The sequence below is a fragment of the Pseudomonas sp. AC247 genome (assembly GCF_979258015.1).
Map to the genome: position 1 here is coordinate 39110 of NZ_OZ409829.1, position 16365 is coordinate 55474.

Consider the following 16365-nt stretch of genomic DNA (forward strand, 5'->3'; position numbering starts at 1 on the left):
TGGTAAGGAATGAACCATGCGTCATCGTAAAAGTGGTCGTCACCTGAGCCGCACCAGCTCGCACCGCAAGGCCATGTTCCAAAACATGGCGGTGTCGCTGTTCGAGCACGAGCTGATCAAAACTACACTGCCGAAAGCCAAAGAACTGCGTCGCGTTGCTGAGCCGCTGATCACTCTGGCCAAGACAGACAGCCTGGCTAACCGCCGTCTGGCATTCGACCGTACTCGTTCGAAAGCTATCGTTGGTAAGCTCTTCAACGACCTGGGCAAGCGTTACGCTACCCGTGAGGGTGGCTACCTGCGCATCCTCAAGTGCGGTTTCCGCGCTGGCGACAACGCGCCTATGGCGTACGTCGAGTTGGTTGATCGTGCTACTGCTGGCGAAGCTGTATCCGCCGAGTAAGACGTCAGTCTGAAACGAAGAACCGGGCCTAGTGCCCGGTTTTTTGTGTCCGCAAGAAAATGCGCTGTTCGTACAAGTATCTGACCCTGTTCTGTTGTCACTATGCGCTGGGAATCATAATTAGTAATTATCTATCGATGTCTGCAAGTTAATGAATTTGTGGCTGTCACATGGATGATCAATACTTCCCAGCAAGCCGATTAGCCGGCAGTTTCAAGACTGACAGAGGAAGAAGACAGTATGAGCCAGATCAAAACGCTTACGACCGCCAGTGGCGCACCTGTCGCTGATAACCAGAATTCTCGCTCCGCCGGCCCACGTGGCCCGCTGCTGCTCGACGATTTTCACCTGATCGAGAAGCTCGCCCATTTCAACCGTGAAAACATCCCTGAGCGTCGCGTGCACGCCAAGGGCTCGGGCGCATACGGCACGTTTACAGTGACTCGTGACATTACCGAGTACACCAGCGCCAAGCTGTTCGAAACGGTCGGCAAACAAACTCCGACTTTCCTGCGCTTCTCCACAGTGGGTGGCGAGCGCGGCTCTGCCGACACTGAGCGTGATCCGCGCGGCTTTGCGCTGAAGTTCTACACCGAAGAAGGTAACTGGGACATTGTTGGCAACAACACGCCGGTATTCTTTATTCGCGATCCACTGAAATTCCCTGATTTCATCCACACGCAAAAACGTCTGCCGCAAAGCAACCTGAAAAGCGCGCAGATGATGTGGGACTTCTGGTCGCATTCGCCTGAAGCGCTGCACCAGGTGACCATCCTCTTCTCCGATCGCGGTATTCCAGACGGCTACCGTCACATGCACGGCTTCGGCAGCCACACTTACAGCCTGATCAGCGCTCAAGGCGAGCGTCACTGGGTGAAGTGGCACTACAAGACCAAGCAAGGGATCAAGAACCTCGCGCCTGCGGATGCAGCCCGTCTTGCCGGGACCGATCCGGATTACGCCCAGCGCGATTTGTTCGAGGCAATCGAGCGCGGTGACTTCCCGAAATGGCGCGTATGCATTCAGATCATGACTGAAGCCCAGGCGGCAGCGCATTACGAGAATCCGTTCGACGTGACCAAGACCTGGTCGCAGAAGGAATTCCCGCTGATCGAGGTGGGCGAACTGGAATTGAACCGCAACCCGCAGAACTATTTCGCTGAAGTTGAGCAAGCCGCGTTCGGCCCAAGCAACATGGTGCCAGGCGTTGGTCTTTCGCCGGATCGCATGCTGCAAGGTCGCGTATTCGCCTACGCCGACGCTCACCGTTACCGCGTAGGCACCAATCACCAGCAACTGCCGGTGAACGCGCCACGCAGCCCGGTGAATACTTACCAGCGCGACGGTTCGATGGCGTTCGGCAGCAATGGCGGCGCAGCACCGAATTACGAGCCGAACAGCTACATCGAATCGCCGAAACAGGCTCCGCATTACGCTGAGCCGGCGTTGGCCCTGAGCGGTGCGGCTGATCGGTACGATCATCGCGAAGACACCGATTACTACAGCCACGCCGGCGCGCTGTTCCGTCTGATGAGCGACGAGCAGAAAGCCTTGCTCGTCAGCAACATCGCCGGTGCGATGGGCGGTGTTTCGACTGATGTGGTCGATCGCCAACTGCAGCATTTCTACAAAGCCGACCCGGCGTATGGAGAAGCAATCGCAAAGCTGCTCAACGTACAGCTTAACGAAGTCTAAACGAGAAGCAGAACCGCCCTCATTTGGGCGGTTTTTGCGTTATTTAGGCTGCTTTTCTCAGAATATCTTCGCTTTTATTGCGCTAAGCGGGTGACCTTCCAGTCAGGTTGGTTCAAACTACAGACTTTCAAGTAGGGAGATGTAGGGCGATGCAAGGCCACCCAGACGTAATCGATTACCTCAACACGTTGCTGACCGGCGAACTGGCCGCGCGTGATCAATATTTCGTTCATTCGCGGATGTATGAGGACTGGGGGTTCACCAAGCTCTACGAGCGAATCAACCACGAGATGGAAGAAGAAGCCGGTCACGCTGATGCATTGATGCGCCGGATTCTGATGCTCGAAGGCACGCCGCGCATGCGTCCGGATGACCTGGATGTCGGCACCACCGTGCCGGAGATGCTCGAAGCGGATCTGCGCCTTGAGTACAAGGTTCGCGCTGCGCTGTGCAAAGGCATCGAACTTTGCGAGCAGCACAAAGACTACGTCAGCCGTGAGATCCTGCGGGTTCAGTTGAATGACACCGAAGAAGATCACACCTACTGGCTCGAAAAGCAGCTAGGCCTGATCAAGCTGATCGGTCTCGAAAACTACCTGCAATCGCACACGTCCTGATTGCTGTAGAGACAAAAAATAGCCCCTGTCACTGTTGAAGTGACAGGGGCTTTTTCATGCCAGGCGTTTACGCCCGATCGCGGATCAGCAACGGCTTGAGGTAATGGCCGGTGTGAGACTGTTTCATCTCGGCCACTTGCTCCGGCGTACCCACGGCAATGATCTGCCCACCCTTGGAACCACCCTCCGGCCCGAGATCCACCAGCCAGTCGGCCGTCTTGATCACGTCGAGGTTGTGTTCGATCACCACCACGGTGTTGCCGTGATCGCGCAGGCGATGCAGCACGTCGAGCAATTGCTGGATATCCGCAAAGTGCAGGCCAGTCGTCGGCTCATCGAGGATGTACAGGGTCTTGCCGGTATCGCGCTTGGACAGTTCGCGGGACAACTTGACCCGCTGCGCTTCACCACCGGACAACGTGGTCGCCGACTGTCCGAGCTTGATGTACGACAAACCTACATCCATTAAGGTTTGCAGCTTGCGCGCGAGCGCCGGCACCGCGTCGAAGAACACCCGGGCTTCCTCGATCGTCATTTCGAGAGTTTCGTGGATGTTCTTGCCCTTGTATTTGATCTCAAGGGTTTCGCGGTTGTAGCGCTTGCTCTTGCACACGTCGCACGGCACGTAGATGTCTGGCAGAAAGTGCATCTCGACCTTGATCAAACCATCGCCCTGGCACGCTTCGCAACGACCGCCCTTGACGTTGAACGAGAACCGCCCCGGGCCGTAACCACGGGAGCGCGACTCGGGTACGCCGGCGAACAATTCGCGGATTGGCGTGAACAGCCCGGTATACGTCGCCGGGTTGGAACGAGGCGTACGACCGATCGGGCTCTGGTCGATGTCGACGACTTTGTCGAGATGTTCCAGACCTTTGATGCTGTCGTGCGCGGCGGCTTCCAGCGTCGTCGCGCCATTGAGGGCCGTGGCGCTCAGCGGAAACAGGGTGTTGTTGATCAGCGTCGACTTGCCCGAGCCGGACACGCCAGTCACGCAGGTCAGCAGGCCGATCGGGATTTCGAGATCGACATTGCGCAGGTTGTTACCGCGTGCGCCCTTGAGCGACAGGGTCAGCTTTTTGTTGCGTGGCGTACGTTTGGCCGGCACTTCAATCTTCACTCGGCCCGACAGGTATTTACCGGTCAGGGAATCCGGATGCGCCATGACTTCGGCCGGCGTACCTTCGGCAACAATCTGCCCGCCGTGCACACCGGCACCCGGGCCGATATCGACGACATAGTCGGCAAGGCGAATCGCGTCCTCGTCGTGCTCGACCACGATCACCGTATTACCGATGTCGCGCAGGTGCTTGAGCGTGCCAAGCAGCCGATCGTTATCGCGCTGGTGCAAGCCAATGGACGGTTCATCGAGGATGTACAAAACACCGACGAGGCCCGCACCAATCTGGCTGGCCAGACGAATACGTTGTGCTTCACCACCGGACAGCGTGTCGGCGCTGCGATCCAGCGATAGGTAATCGAGACCGACGTTGACGAGGAACTGCAGACGCTCACGGATTTCCTTGAGGATCTTGTCGGCAATTTCACCGCGACGACCAGTCATCTTCAGCTCGCCGAAGTAAACGCAGGCATCGCCGATCGGCAGGTTGGTTACCGCAGGCAGGGTCTTCTCGCCTACCCATACATGTCGCGCTTCACGACGCAAACGCGTACCACGGCAATCCGGGCACGACTGAGTGCTGAGGAACTTGGCCAGCTCTTCGCGCACGCTGGCCGACTCGGTCTCGCGGTAGCGACGCTCCAGGTTTGGCACGATGCCTTCGAACGGGTGCGATCGTTTGACGATATCGCCACGGTCGTTCAGGTATTTGAAGTCGACGTTCTGCGAGCCGCTGCCGTGCAGAATTTGTTTCTGCTGCTCGGCGGTCAGTTCGTTGAACGGTTTTTCCAGACTGAACTTATAGTGCGAAGCCAGTGAGCCGAGCATCTGGAAGTAATAGACGTTGCGCCGGTCCCAGCCGCGTATCGCGCCTTCGGCCAGCGTCAGTTCGCCATTGACCAGTCGCTTGATGTCGAAGAACTGCTTCACCCCCAGACCATCGCACGTCGGGCAGGCACCGGCCGGGTTGTTGAAGGAGAACAGCTTCGGTTCCAGCTCGCTGATCGCGTGGCCGCAGATCGGGCAGGCGAAGCGCGCGGAGAAAATCATCTCTTCGCCTGGCTCGTCGTCCATCGGCGCAACCAGTGCGATGCCGTCCGCCAGTTTCAGCGCGGTTTCGAACGATTCGGCCAGACGCTGTTGCAGATCGGCGCGAACCTTGAAGCGGTCGACGATCACGTCGATCGAGTGCTTCTTCTGTTTATCCAGTTTCGGCAGCTCGTCGAGCTCGCAGATCCGGCCATTGACCCGGGCGCGGACGAAACCTTGCGCACGCAGCTCTTCGAAAACTGAAAGGTGTTCGCCTTTGCGCTCGCGGATCACCGGCGCCAGCAGCATCAGTTTGCTGCCTTCGGGCTGCGCCAGCACCAGGTCGACCATCTGGCTGACGGTCTGCGCTTCCAGCGGAATATCGTGATCCGGGCAGCGCGGCGTACCCACGCGTGCATAGAGCAGGCGCAGGTAGTCGTAGATTTCGGTGATGGTGCCGACCGTGGATCGCGGGTTGTGCGAGGTCGACTTTTGTTCGATGGAGATCGCCGGCGACAGGCCTTCGATAGTGTCGACGTCGGGTTTTTCCATCATCGACAGGAACTGGCGGGCATAGGCCGACAGCGATTCGACATAGCGGCGCTGACCTTCGGCGTACAGTGTGTCGAACGCCAGTGACGACTTGCCGGATCCGGACAGGCCGGTGATGACGATCAGTTTGTCCCGTGGCAGGGTCAGGTCGATGTTCTTCAGGTTGTGGGTACGGGCCCCACGTATCAGGATCTTGTCCAAAGTGGCCTCGCTCGGCGGGCGTCGAAAGCGTAAGAGTATACGGGCAAATACTGGATGGATGCACACTATCAAGCGTAGCGTTGTTTGCCCTGAATGAAGAGTGTTTCATCTGTACGCGTCAAAGCGTCGCGATCTACCCCGTCTTTCGATGGGACTGGTAGAATCGCCGCCGGTTCACACGAGGTTTTTCCATGCATGATCCCCACAGCGAACGCATGAGTGGCAGCGAGACCCGCGCAGCGAGCGGTCTGGCCCTGGTGTTCGCCTTCCGTATGCTGGGCATGTTCATGGTGTTGCCGGTCCTGGCAACCTATGGCATGGATCTGGCGGGAGCGACCCCGGCCCTGATCGGGTTGGCCATCGGCGCTTACGGCCTGACCCAGGCGATTTTCCAGATCCCGTTCGGGGTCATTTCCGACCGTATCGGCCGTCGCCCGGTGATTTACCTCGGGCTGATCGTCTTCGCCCTCGGCAGTGTGCTGGCCTCGCAAGCCGATTCGATCTGGGGCGTGATTGCCGGCCGGATCCTGCAAGGTGCCGGCGCGATTTCGGCGGCGGTCATGGCATTACTGTCGGACCTCACCCGCGAGCAACACCGCACCAAAGCCATGGCGATGATCGGCATGACCATTGGCCTGTCGTTCGCCGTGGCCATGGTCGTCGGGCCTTTACTGACCCGCGCGTTCGGCTTGTCCGGGTTGTTCCTGGCCACCGGTGGCATGGCGCTGGTGGGTATCGTCATCGTGATGTTCATGGTGCCCAAGTCCACTGGTCCGCTGACGCACCGCGAGTCCGGTGTGGCACGTCAGGCTCTGATGCCGACGCTCAAGCATCCTGACTTGTTGCGCCTCGATCTGGGCATCTTTGTGTTACATGCCATGTTGATGTCGAGCTTCGTCGCGCTGCCTCTGGCGCTGGTGGAAAAAGCCGGGCTACCTAAGGAGCAGCACTGGTGGGTCTACCTCACGGCGCTGCTGATTTCGTTCTTCGCCATGATCCCGTTCATCATCTATGGCGAGAAGAAACGCAAAATGAAACGAGTTTTGCTCGGCGCCGTCATGACGTTGATGCTCACTGAGCTATTCTTCTGGCAGTTCGGTGACAGCTTGCGGGCTCTGGTGATCGGTACGGTGGTGTTTTTCACCGCGTTCAATCTGCTGGAGGCTTCATTGCCGTCGCTGATCAGCAAGGTTTCACCGGCGGGCGGGAAGGGCACGGCCATGGGCGTGTATTCCACCAGTCAGTTCCTCGGTTCGGCTCTCGGCGGGATACTCGGCGGCTGGTTGTTTCAGCATGGCGGTCTGTCGGTTGTGTTCCTTGGATGTGCCGGGCTGGCTGCACTTTGGCTGGCCTTTGCTGTTACCATGCGCGAACCTCCCTACGTGACGAGCCTGCGCTTGCCGTTGTCGCCCGAGGCGATCCGCGAAGCGGGTCTGGTCGAGCGCCTCAAGGCCCTCGTAGGGGTAACCGATGCAGTGATAGTTGCTGACGAAGCGGCTGTTTACATCAAACTGGACAAAGAATTAGTGGATCGCGACACCCTCGAACGCCTGGTGAACAACCCGGCCGAGGCTGCTTGCGGCGCTTAGGAGAACGTTATGGCCCGTGGGGTTAACAAAGTCATATTGGTCGGCACTTGCGGCCAGGATCCCGAAGTTCGCTACCTGCCTAACGGTAACGCCGTGACCAACCTGAGTCTGGCAACCAGCGAACAGTGGACCGACAAGCAAACCGGTCAGAAGGTCGAGAAGACCGAGTGGCACCGTGTTTCGATGTTCGGCAAAGTCGCCGAAATCGCCGGTGAATACCTGCGCAAGGGTTCGCAGGTTTACATCGAAGGCAAGTTGCAGACCCGTGAGTGGGAAAAAGACGGTATCAAGCGTTACACCACCGAAATCGTGGTCGACATGCAAGGCACCATGCAACTGCTCGGCGGCCGTCCACAACAGGGCGACCAACAAGGCGGTGGCAACAACTACCAGCAGTCCGCTCCGGCTCCACGCCAGCAGGCGCCGCGTCCGCAGCAGTCGGCTCCGCAACAGCGTTCGGCCCCGGCTCCACAGCAGGCCGCACCGCAACCGGCTCCGGATTTCGACAGCTTTGATGACGACATTCCGTTCTGATTTGCTGTTGTAACCGCTGCAAATAAAAAGGCCCGTCGCTTATACGACGGGCCTTTTTTGTGCCTGCAGAACACGCTATCCCTGTAGGAGCTGCGGCACGCTGCGATCTTTTGATCTTAAAAACAAAGGCAAAAGATCGCAGCGTGCCGCAGCTCCTACAGGGCGCGTGGTTCAGTCGAGGATCAGGTGGGGGAGAAAGCGGCTGGAGTCTTTGGTGATCAGGCTGTTGTCTTCGCGCACGCCAATCCCCGCCGCCTGGTCGCCAATCACCCAGGAGCCAATCAGCGTGTAGCTGTCGCCAAACTTCGGCAACGGCGCGAATTCTTGCAGGATAAAGGGCGCATCGGTGTAGGGCCCGTCCTCTTTGACGATCAGGCCTTCAGCCGTCTGCAACTCAATGTTCGCACCTTCGCGGGAAAAGTACGGCTTGCGCACCCAGCCCTTGGGCACCGCACTGGCCGGGTTCGGATCGAGATGCGCCGCCAGCAGATTCGGATGGCCCTTGTGCATTTCCCACAGCAACGGCAATGCGCCTTTGTTCGACAGGATCGCCTTCCACGCCGGTTCGAAAAACTGCGTATCACACTCGGCAATCGCAGCGCCAAACGGTTCGTGGAAGATGAACTCCCAGGCATGCAGCTTGAACAGGTGCGGGATCCAGCGATCTTGCAGATCCACAAAACGACCCTCGCTCGTCAGACCTATGTCTTCAATATCGATGTGCCGCGATTCGATGCCGACCTTTTCCGCGATCAGCCGCAGGTAATCCGTGGTGCCTTTGTCTTCGACCGAATCTTTCATCGAGGCAAAGTAGAACGGCCGCTTCAATTGCAACTCGGCAAACGCCTGATGCAGTTGGGTATCTATGCTGTTGAACTGGTCGGCGTGAGGCGGCAGGGTTCCGCGTTCGATGCATTGTTCCAGCCAGCCCCATTGAAACGCCGCCGCTTCGTAAAGACTGGTAGGTGTGTCGTAGTTGAGCTCGAGCAATTTCGCCGGGCCGTTGCCGCTGTAGGAAAAGTCCATGCGCCCATACAGATGCGGATGACCTTCGCGCCAGGAGGTTCGGATCATGTCGTAGTACGGCGCCGGGATGCTCAGGCGATCCAGCAGTTCCTCGCTATTGACCACGCGGTCGACCAGATCCATGCACATCTCGTGCAGTTCGGTGGTCGGGTCTTCCAGATCGTTTTCGATCTGCGCGAGCGTGAACTGGTAATACGCGCTTTCGTCCCAGTAAGGCTCGTCGTCGATGGTGTGAAACATGAAACCGAGGCTCTCGGCAGTCTGTTTCCAGTCGGGGCGCTCGGCGCAATGGACCTTTTTCATGGTCAGCTGCTCGAACGACCGGAACTGCTGCCCCAGCCACCCCAGCCACTGCGTGCAGTGGACTGGCTGCCGAAGCCGCCACGGGAGGTCGACGCTGCGACATTCACCGGTTTGCTTTTCGTGCTCTCGTAATCCGGCTGACTGCGTGGTGCGCTTTCGATTTTGCGGTACTGCGCCGAGGTGTCGTAGGTTTGCCGGGTGTCGCGATCGCGGTAAACCGTGCGATTGGCGTTGTTGCTCATCGCGTTGCCGATCAGCCAACCGGTGAGCAAACCATTGTTCGAGCCGCTGGAGCTGTGCGAGGTGCTTTGCACATTTTGCGCCGCGACCGCGTCGCCTGCGGGCATTTGCGCATCGGCGAGGGTATCGAGGTCCTGCGTTGCTTCAGCGTTTTGCGCAACCTTGAAGCCGCCAAGCTTGGGCACGAAACGGCCGGCGGAATTTTTCTGACACCAGCCGGCGGCGAAGTCCGCATCGCATTTGTCCTTGTCGTCGTACGCCGGGGCAATGCGCCGGTGTTCGGTCAGGGCGGCGACGTAGGCGTTCGAGCAGGCATCGGCGGCCACTTCGGCATCGATGCACTGTTCCACGCTCTGGAAACTGCGCGGCTGATCAGCGGCGGCCACTTCGCCGGAGATGGCCAAGGCCACCGATGCGGCGAGGGACAACTGAACGTATTTGCTTCGTTTCATCTAAGGCTTCCTGCCGATCAGTTGGACGGTGTCATGCACGCGGCATTGAGCATGCCGACGCTGATCGCCACCGCTGCAACGTAGATGCCGGAAGCGACTTCACCGTTGGCGATGCGCTGGGACGTGCCTTTGAGCACCAGCCCGGTCGCGAGGAACGCCAGCAATTGCACGACAGCAGCAATCACGGCCCAGAGCACGAAATCGAGGACGTTGGCCGAAAAGGCGATGACATTGCTCGCCGGAATCGCGAAACCGATGATTGCGCCAGACAGCGCAATGGCCGCAGCGTTGTTGCCCGAGCGAATCAGCTCGAACTCCTTGTGCGGGGTCAGGCGGGTGTAGACGAATTGGAACAGCATGAACAGCACTACGGCGCCGAACAGGTAGACGATGAAGCCGACCAAAGCGGTCTTGTTCAGGGAAACGGCCAGCACTTCCAGCATGAAGAACTTCCTTTTTAGATGGTGCTCAAGTCAGTGGTGTACAGCGAAATGCCCAGCGAAGTGCTCAGGCTGACGGTGCCTTCTTCGTCCTGTTCGACGGAGAACAGCAGCAATTCACGGCGATCGGTCAAGCCGGTTTCACGCGCATAGAGCATCGAGCGATGTTCGACGGTGTAGCTCTCGTCGGGATTGGCCACGTGCTCGGTCAGCGGTACCAGTTCGGTCTGGCCTTGTTCAGTGCCCCATTCGCGGGTGTACTCGACACCTTCGTGGGTATACGTCGGCAGGCCGATTGCGCTGTTGGCGCCGGCCAGGCGCTGCAGTTCAGCGTCGCTGTTGACGGTGACGTAGCTGAGGTAATTGAACAGGATCACCGATTCGATCTGATCGTCACCGGTGACGTGGATCTGTACCCAGAAATCCTCGTCGTTGGTGTAATAGCGGTGCAATTTGTTGGACTGGCCGAGGTCGACCCAGCCGGCGCTCCAGATTGCCTGATCGACAGGCACCCTTACCGAGCTCGAACCGTCGAGCAACAGCGCCAAGGTCGAATCGAACCTGAGGCCTTTGCCCTGGGCCATCCCGAGCGGGCCGATGGCAACGGTTGGCGTTGGCGCCGCGTGGCTGCCCAGCAAATCTTTGAACCATCCCATGGGTACATTCCTTGAAGCGGGTGGAGGTATTCGTCGGCAAAAAAGCGCGGCTAGTGTACCGGCCCAGCCCTCATGTAGGAGCTGCCGCAGGCTGCGATCTTTTGATTTTGTCTTTTGAGATCAAGATCAAAAGATCGCAGCCTGCGGCAGCTCCTACATGGGTGTTATTGGGCGGACTTTTGCTTCAGGCGCTCAAGAATCGCGTTGGCGCTGCCTGCGTTCGGGGTGATGCCGGCCTCGCGCAGTTTGCGATCCAGATCGTTGCCGCTCGAGGCGTCGGCCAGTTCGTCCGCCGCGCTCAGCTCGGCAGCGCGTTGCTGCTGCTTGGCTTGCAGACGGTTCAGCGTGCCCACTGCGGTTTCCAGTTTGCCGTTGGCACCGCCGCTGGCGATCGAGGCGCTGACCTGCGCTTTCTGCACGCTTTCACGGGCCTTGGCCATGTCCACTTGCTGGCGCAGGCTCTTGATCCGCGCTTCCGCCTTGTTGATGTCCTTGCGCATGTTGTCGGCGTAGGTGCCGAACTCGTCGCTTTGTTTTTTCTCGGTGTCCAGATCGTTGGTCAGGGTCGAAATCGCTTCCGCCACTTCCAGCGCCAGGTCTTCACGGCCGGCGTTGAGGGCCGCGACAGCCTTGGCTTCGAGATCCTTGATCTTGGCGTCGTACTCGCTCACGCGGTCGGCGGCCAGTTTGTGCTTGGCCATGATGGTGACCAGCTCACGACGGGCGTTCGACAGCGCGGTGTCGGCGTCGCGGATTTCCTGATCGAGAATACGCAGGGCTTGCTGGTCGACGATGGCTTCGCCGACTTCATTGGCACCGCCGCGCAGTGCGGTGAACAATTTGCTCCAGATGGACTGAGTCATTGGATTTTCCCTGTGGATTACTTGAAGAAGTGTTCGAAGGCTTCGCTCGCGCGCTGCACGTTGTCGACCAGGGTTTTCACCTCGGTGACCACGTTGGTCAGGCTCGAGTCGGCACTGAGGGCGCCAAACATGTTGTAAACGGTCTGGCCGTTCGGCATCGACTCGATACCGATCGACGACAGTGGGAACATTTCCCGGCTGCGCAGCACGGCTTCGTTGAAGGCGTGCACGTCAGAGATCGAGTCGATGTCCACCAGCACGGTGTCGACGATGATCTGCGCGCCGGCCAGGGCGATGTGAATCGGCAGGCCGCCGAATTCGTTCATTTTCAGCTTGATGCTGGGTTCGGAGCTCTGGATCAGCGACAGCGTGATCTCTTGCGAAGCCACCTCGTCCAGGGCCTTGAGGGCGTTGAAGAGGCTATCGATGTTCCAGTTGTTGCCTGCGCTCATGTAATTCTCCGACATGAATGAGCCAGCCAGAATCGGTTGGCGTAGCTGTTGCTCCATCTGCTTGAGCAAGCTTCGGTTTTCCGGAAGCACCCAAGTTTCGTGTTTCACATAACCGGCGGCCGCCAGGCCCGCGCGCATCTGCTTCATATAGAAGCTCGACGGTTTTTTCGCGGACGCTTTCGAGTGCTCTCCCTTTGGACGCTCTGACTTCGTTGTGGGCGAGCGGCTTTTCATGGCACTGACTCCGTTATGACCCTCTCACGCGTGAGCCACACTACAACCAAATCAAATGGCCATCAATGACTCACGCGTGAGATTTTCATGACAGCCAAAAAGAAGGCCCGCAGCGAGGCGGGCCTGAGTGTTTACGAGGTATTGCCGTGCGCTCAATCAGCTCTGGGCGCTGATGAATTCATCGGTGGAGACTACGCTGGCGTAGGCAAAACCAAGTGCCGACATGAACGCCGCATGGACGTGCGCCGCCGGCACGGTCAGGCCGTTGAACTGCAGGTCGCGGCTGGCGCAGGCATCGTGAATCACCGTCACGCTGTAGCCCAGATCGGCCGCTGCGCGGGTGATGCCGTCGACGCACATGTGGCTCATGCTGCCGACCACCACCAGCTCCTTGATGCCTTGTTCATCAAGGATCGCTTGCAGTTCGGTTTCGCGAAACGAATTGACGAAATGCTTGAGCACTACCGGTTCGTCGGCGCGATTGAGCACTTTCGGGTGCAGCTTGGCACCCTCCGACTCCGGGGTGAAAAACGGCGCATCGGGCGAGGTGAATTCGTGGCGGATATGGACCACTGAATCGCCTGCTGTGCGGAACGTTTCGATCAGTCGTGCGGCGTTGCACGCAGCGGCGTCGGCGCCGGCCAGCGGCCATTTGCCTTGAGGGAAGTAGTCATTCTGGATATCGACTACGATGAGCGCTTGCTTGGCCATGGTGGTGTCCTCGACAGGTTGGCTGGAAGTGGCTTCAGTATTGGCGCTGGTCAGCGACTCGGGGATTGGCCGCACCGACAATAGACAGGGGAAAACTGACAATGGGCGCAGAAAAAGCCGCCATCGCGGAACTCGGCGTGCTGATTTATCCCGGTGCGCAGATGGCGGCGGTGCATGGCTTGACCGATCTGTTCGGGGTGGCCAACCGGATTGCCGCTGAACATCAGGCGGCGCAATTGCCGGTACTGCGGGTCAGCCATTGGCAGGTCGACGGTGATCAACCGCCGGCGCGGGTCTTTGACAGTCATCCCGATACCGAAAGTGAGCTGCTGGCGGTGTTGATTCCGCCGTCAATTGCCGGCTTCAACGCCGCGCAAATGCCGGCCAGCCTCGCGCAATGGTTGCGCGATCAACATGCCCGTGGCGCGACGCTGGGTGGCGTCTGCGTCGGTTCGCTGATGTTGGCGGAAAGCGGTTTGCTCGATGGCCGGAGCGCCACCACCCACTGGACATCAGCCAAGGCGTTCGCCGAGCAATACCCGAAGATCAAATTGAAAGCCGATACGCCAATCGTCGATGACGGCGACCTGATTGCCACCGCTGGCTTGATGGCTTGGTCGGAGCTGGGTTTGCGTCTGGTCGACAGGTTGCTCGGGCCGAGCATTGCCTCCGGCACGGCACGGTTTCTGGTGATCGAACACAGCGACAGCGCCAGTGAGTGCGGGAGCAATTTTGCGCCGATTCTGAATCATGGCGATGCGGCTATTCTCAAGGTCCAGCACTGGTTGCAAAGCACTGGCGCGACGGATGTTTCATTGACGGCGATGGCGCAGCGGGCGGGGCTTGAGGAACGTACGTTCCTGCGCAGGTTTCGCGCGGCGAGCGGGTTGAAACCGACCGAGTATTGCCAGCATTTGCGCGTCGGCAAGGCCCGCGAGATGCTCGAATTCAGCAATGGCACCATCGACCATATTGCGTGGACGGTCGGGTATCAGGACCCTGGCGCGTTCCGGGCGATCTTCAAGAAGATCACCGGGCTGGCGCCGAGTGATTACCGGGCGCGATTCGGGGTGACTCCAATCTCGAAAGCAACGAATATCTAATGTAGGAGTGAGCCTGCTCGCGATTGCGATTTGTCAGCCATGAACAGGGCGACTGATCCACCGCTATCGCGAGCAGGCTCACTCCTACAGGGATTGCGCAACGCTCAAGATCGTGCAAATTGCCGAGGTTTTATCGAGCGTCGTGCAGATTGAAGCAGGCGTGGTGCCAGTATGATTTTGCCAAGTTTTTGATTAGCCACAGATTTTCGCAGAGCGGCCGTTGGCCTGATCTCTGCACCGTTCACCGCTACAGTCATCGAACCGATGGAAGGGGGACGCATGACCCCGACACCCCGCAGGAAAATCGTCGTCGCCCACTCCGTGCGGTCCGACGCGCCGAAACACGAAGTGCAGACCAACAAGGCCCTGGCCCGTTGGCTGGCGCAGATCCTCGGGCTTAAATTCGGTGGTAGTTACGACCCGGAAAAACACCGCGGTCGGGACCTCTACCTGTTGCCCACACAAACCATCGTCGGCGCTACCCACGCTCATGAATTGGGCATCAGGGGGCCGGAGGATTTGTGGGGCGGTTTTGTCGAGCACGATTTCATCTGCACCAAAGCCATCAGTCACGGCCTGCGCAGTCATCTGGCCCATGCGCCGCAAGGATGGTCTCCGCTGTTTTCCGAGCGAGTGCGTAACGTGGTGCTCGATGGGCTCAGTGTGTTTTCCCTGGTGGATGCCCGGCCAGCCGCCGAACACCTGTTGTACAACGGGCCGATCCGTTTGAAACCGATTCACGCCTGTGCCGGCCGTGGTCAGGAAGTGATCCAAAGCCTCGATGCTTTCGACGAAATCCTCGCTCGCCCCGACAGCGCAGAACAGTTCAGCGACGGCGTAGTGCTGGAACAGGACTTGAGCGACGTCATCACTCACAGCGTCGGACAGACGTTCATCGGCGATAAAGTGCTGAGTTACTGCGGTGATCAATACTTGACCAAGGACGCTCACGGCGAAGACGTTTACGGCGGCTCTAATTTGTTGGTCGTGCAGGGCGGTTACGATGATTTGCTGGCGCTTGAGCTGCCCGATGATGTGCGGCTGGCCATCGAGCAGGCACAGGTTTTCGACCGCGCCGCCGATGAAGCCTATCCACGCTTTTACGCCTCGCGCCGCAATTACGACATCGCCCAAGGACTGGACAGCAACGGCAAAACCCGCAGCGGGGTGCTCGAACAATCCTGGCGCATGGGCGGCGCCAGCAGCGCTGAGGTCGCGGCGCTGCAAAGCTTCATCAACGACCCGGGGATGCGCGCGATTCGTGTGTCGTCGGTGGAAACCTATATCGATCAGCCGCTGCCGGCAGACGCCATCGAGGTGTATCGCGGCCCGGCCGAGAACAGTGAATTTCTCCTCAAATACGTAACGGTCAAATCCTATGACGGCTAGAAGCGAAAGCATTCAAATCGACATTGATGATGAACAGATGAGCGGGACATTTCTCAGTCCCAAATCGAAAGTCCCAGGGGTGTTGTTTGTTCACGGATGGGGCGGTAGTCAGGAGCGTGACCTTGAGCGAGCCAAAGGCATCGCCGGGCTCGGTTGTGTGTGTTTGACTTTCGACTTGCGCGGGCACACTGGCGGTACCGGGATTCCGCTGACCCGTGTCACCCGCGAAGATAATTTGCGCGATTTGCTCGCAGCCTACGACCGCTTGCTTGCGCATCCGGCACTCGACACGTCGGCAATCGCCGTGGTGGGCACCAGTTACGGCGGTTATCTGGCGGCAATCTTGACGTCTTTGCGCCCGGTGCGCTGGCTGGCGCTGCGGGTGCCGGCGCTGTATCGCGACGAGCAGTGGCACACGCCCAAGCGGGAGCTGGATAAAGCGGATTTGCGCGATTATCGAAGTACGCTGGTGCGCGCCGACAGCAACCGAGCGCTGCATGCGTGTGCGCAGTTCACCGGGGATGTGTTGCTGGTGGAATCGGAAACTGACGACTACGTACCGCACGCAGCGATCATGAGTTACCGCGCGGCGTGCCAGCAGACGCATTCGTTGACGCACCGGATCATTGATGGTGCCGATCACGCGTTGAGCGAGCCGGTGTCGCAGCAGGCTTACACCTCGATTCTGGTGGACTGGATTACCGAGATGGTGGTGGGTGAGCGATTGAGCATTATTCAATCTTGAAGATCAAAGGA

The 16365-nt window shown here is 58.9% G+C and carries 16 protein-coding genes; 8 read left to right on the top strand and 8 right to left on the bottom strand.

The window, feature by feature from the left end:
* Positions 1-16: 16 nt before the first annotated feature.
* The 3 genes from rplQ (at position 17) to bfr (ending at position 2715) form a co-directional block, all read left to right on the top strand.
* Positions 17-403 carry a 50S ribosomal protein L17 gene (gene rplQ / locus ACZZ0B_RS00260; protein ID WP_003176402.1) on the top strand — a complete coding sequence of 129 codons (387 nt, stop codon included), beginning with the start codon at positions 17-19 and terminating at the stop codon, positions 401-403.
* 240 nt (positions 404-643) lie between these two features.
* Entirely contained in the window at positions 644-2098 is a 1455-nt protein-coding gene (locus ACZZ0B_RS00265) for a catalase (RefSeq protein WP_463544129.1), read from the top strand.
* Positions 2099-2247: 149 nt separating this feature from the next.
* Positions 2248-2715 carry a bacterioferritin gene (bfr, locus tag ACZZ0B_RS00270; RefSeq protein ID WP_007918444.1) on the top strand — a complete coding sequence of 156 codons (468 nt, stop codon included), beginning with the start codon at positions 2248-2250 and terminating at the stop codon, positions 2713-2715.
* A 67-nt stretch (positions 2716-2782) separates the two neighbouring features.
* Here the strand turns inward: bfr and uvrA are convergent, their stop codons facing one another.
* Positions 2783-5617, bottom strand: a complete 2835-nt coding sequence (uvrA, locus tag ACZZ0B_RS00275; RefSeq protein WP_008081903.1) for an excinuclease ABC subunit UvrA — start codon at positions 5615-5617, stop codon at positions 2783-2785.
* Positions 5618-5808: 191 nt separating this feature from the next.
* On the opposite strand from uvrA, the gene ACZZ0B_RS00280 reads away from it, so the two are divergent.
* On the top strand, positions 5809-7206 hold the full coding sequence (locus tag ACZZ0B_RS00280) for an MFS transporter (protein WP_008081902.1): 1398 nt from the start codon (positions 5809-5811) through the stop codon (positions 7204-7206).
* Positions 7207-7215: 9 nt separating this feature from the next.
* The gene (locus tag ACZZ0B_RS00285; protein ID WP_008081898.1) at positions 7216-7740 is read left to right on the top strand and encodes a single-stranded DNA-binding protein; all 525 of its coding nucleotides are present in this window, start codon (positions 7216-7218) and stop codon (positions 7738-7740) included.
* Between the two features lie 171 nt (positions 7741-7911).
* Here ACZZ0B_RS00285 and ACZZ0B_RS00290 read toward each other — a convergent pair whose 3' ends face one another.
* The 7 genes from ACZZ0B_RS00290 to ACZZ0B_RS00320 form a co-directional block, all read right to left on the bottom strand.
* Positions 7912-9069 carry a glutathionylspermidine synthase family protein gene (locus ACZZ0B_RS00290; RefSeq protein WP_463544130.1) on the bottom strand — a complete coding sequence of 386 codons (1158 nt, stop codon included), beginning with the start codon at positions 9067-9069 and terminating at the stop codon, positions 7912-7914.
* 2 nt (positions 9070-9071) lie between these two features.
* A complete protein-coding gene (locus tag ACZZ0B_RS00295) occupies positions 9072-9761 on the bottom strand; it encodes a DUF1190 domain-containing protein (protein ID WP_463544131.1) in 690 nt (229 codons plus the stop codon).
* Between the two features lie 17 nt (positions 9762-9778).
* A complete protein-coding gene (locus ACZZ0B_RS00300) occupies positions 9779-10204 on the bottom strand; it encodes a DUF350 domain-containing protein (protein WP_158834188.1) in 426 nt (141 codons plus the stop codon).
* Positions 10205-10218: 14 nt separating this feature from the next.
* Complete coding sequence (locus ACZZ0B_RS00305; RefSeq protein ID WP_008081894.1) at positions 10219-10857, bottom strand: DUF2491 family protein; 639 nt, start codon at positions 10855-10857, stop codon at positions 10219-10221.
* Positions 10858-11021: 164 nt separating this feature from the next.
* A complete protein-coding gene (locus ACZZ0B_RS00310; RefSeq protein ID WP_463544132.1) occupies positions 11022-11720 on the bottom strand; it encodes a PspA/IM30 family protein in 699 nt (232 codons plus the stop codon).
* Positions 11721-11737: 17 nt separating this feature from the next.
* Positions 11738-12406, bottom strand: a complete 669-nt coding sequence (locus ACZZ0B_RS00315; protein ID WP_463544133.1) for a YjfI family protein — start codon at positions 12404-12406, stop codon at positions 11738-11740.
* A 156-nt stretch (positions 12407-12562) separates the two neighbouring features.
* Positions 12563-13117, bottom strand: a complete 555-nt coding sequence (locus ACZZ0B_RS00320; protein ID WP_463544134.1) for a cysteine hydrolase family protein — start codon at positions 13115-13117, stop codon at positions 12563-12565.
* 101 nt (positions 13118-13218) lie between these two features.
* Between ACZZ0B_RS00320 and ACZZ0B_RS00325 the strand changes: the two genes are divergently transcribed.
* The 3 genes from ACZZ0B_RS00325 (at position 13219) to ACZZ0B_RS00335 (ending at position 16354) form a co-directional block, all read left to right on the top strand.
* Positions 13219-14220 carry a GlxA family transcriptional regulator gene (locus tag ACZZ0B_RS00325; protein ID WP_463544135.1) on the top strand — a complete coding sequence of 334 codons (1002 nt, stop codon included), beginning with the start codon at positions 13219-13221 and terminating at the stop codon, positions 14218-14220.
* A 279-nt stretch (positions 14221-14499) separates the two neighbouring features.
* Positions 14500-15609: a DUF3182 family protein gene (locus ACZZ0B_RS00330; RefSeq protein WP_463544136.1), complete on the top strand. Its 1110-nt coding sequence runs from the start codon at positions 14500-14502 to the stop codon at positions 15607-15609.
* Complete coding sequence (locus tag ACZZ0B_RS00335) at positions 15599-16354, top strand: alpha/beta hydrolase family protein (RefSeq protein ID WP_158834198.1); 756 nt, start codon at positions 15599-15601, stop codon at positions 16352-16354. The genes ACZZ0B_RS00330 and ACZZ0B_RS00335 overlap by 11 nt, the downstream gene beginning before the upstream one ends.
* Positions 16355-16365: the final 11 nt, after the last annotated feature.

Excerpts from the sequence above, each read along its gene's own strand:
- rplQ (WP_003176402.1), top strand. The coding sequence starts at position 17 with ATGCGTCATCGTAAAAGTGGTCGTCACCTGAGCCGCACCAGCTCGCAC.
- ACZZ0B_RS00265 (WP_463544129.1), top strand. The coding sequence starts at position 644 with ATGAGCCAGATCAAAACGCTTACGACCGCCAGTGGCGCACCTGTCGCT.
- bfr (WP_007918444.1), top strand. The coding sequence starts at position 2,248 with ATGCAAGGCCACCCAGACGTAATCGATTACCTCAACACGTTGCTGACC.
- ACZZ0B_RS00280 (WP_008081902.1), top strand. The coding sequence starts at position 5,809 with ATGCATGATCCCCACAGCGAACGCATGAGTGGCAGCGAGACCCGCGCA.
- ACZZ0B_RS00285 (WP_008081898.1), top strand. The coding sequence starts at position 7,216 with ATGGCCCGTGGGGTTAACAAAGTCATATTGGTCGGCACTTGCGGCCAG.
- ACZZ0B_RS00290 (WP_463544130.1), bottom strand. The coding sequence starts at position 9,069 with ATGAAAAAGGTCCATTGCGCCGAGCGCCCCGACTGGAAACAGACTGCC.
- ACZZ0B_RS00295 (WP_463544131.1), bottom strand. The coding sequence starts at position 9,761 with ATGAAACGAAGCAAATACGTTCAGTTGTCCCTCGCCGCATCGGTGGCC.
- ACZZ0B_RS00300 (WP_158834188.1), bottom strand. The coding sequence starts at position 10,204 with ATGCTGGAAGTGCTGGCCGTTTCCCTGAACAAGACCGCTTTGGTCGGC.
- ACZZ0B_RS00305 (WP_008081894.1), bottom strand. The coding sequence starts at position 10,857 with ATGGGATGGTTCAAAGATTTGCTGGGCAGCCACGCGGCGCCAACGCCA.
- ACZZ0B_RS00310 (WP_463544132.1), bottom strand. The coding sequence starts at position 11,720 with ATGACTCAGTCCATCTGGAGCAAATTGTTCACCGCACTGCGCGGCGGT.
- ACZZ0B_RS00315 (WP_463544133.1), bottom strand. The coding sequence starts at position 12,406 with ATGAAAAGCCGCTCGCCCACAACGAAGTCAGAGCGTCCAAAGGGAGAG.
- ACZZ0B_RS00320 (WP_463544134.1), bottom strand. The coding sequence starts at position 13,117 with ATGGCCAAGCAAGCGCTCATCGTAGTCGATATCCAGAATGACTACTTC.
- ACZZ0B_RS00325 (WP_463544135.1), top strand. The coding sequence starts at position 13,219 with ATGGGCGCAGAAAAAGCCGCCATCGCGGAACTCGGCGTGCTGATTTAT.
- ACZZ0B_RS00330 (WP_463544136.1), top strand. The coding sequence starts at position 14,500 with ATGACCCCGACACCCCGCAGGAAAATCGTCGTCGCCCACTCCGTGCGG.
- ACZZ0B_RS00335 (WP_158834198.1), top strand. The coding sequence starts at position 15,599 with ATGACGGCTAGAAGCGAAAGCATTCAAATCGACATTGATGATGAACAG.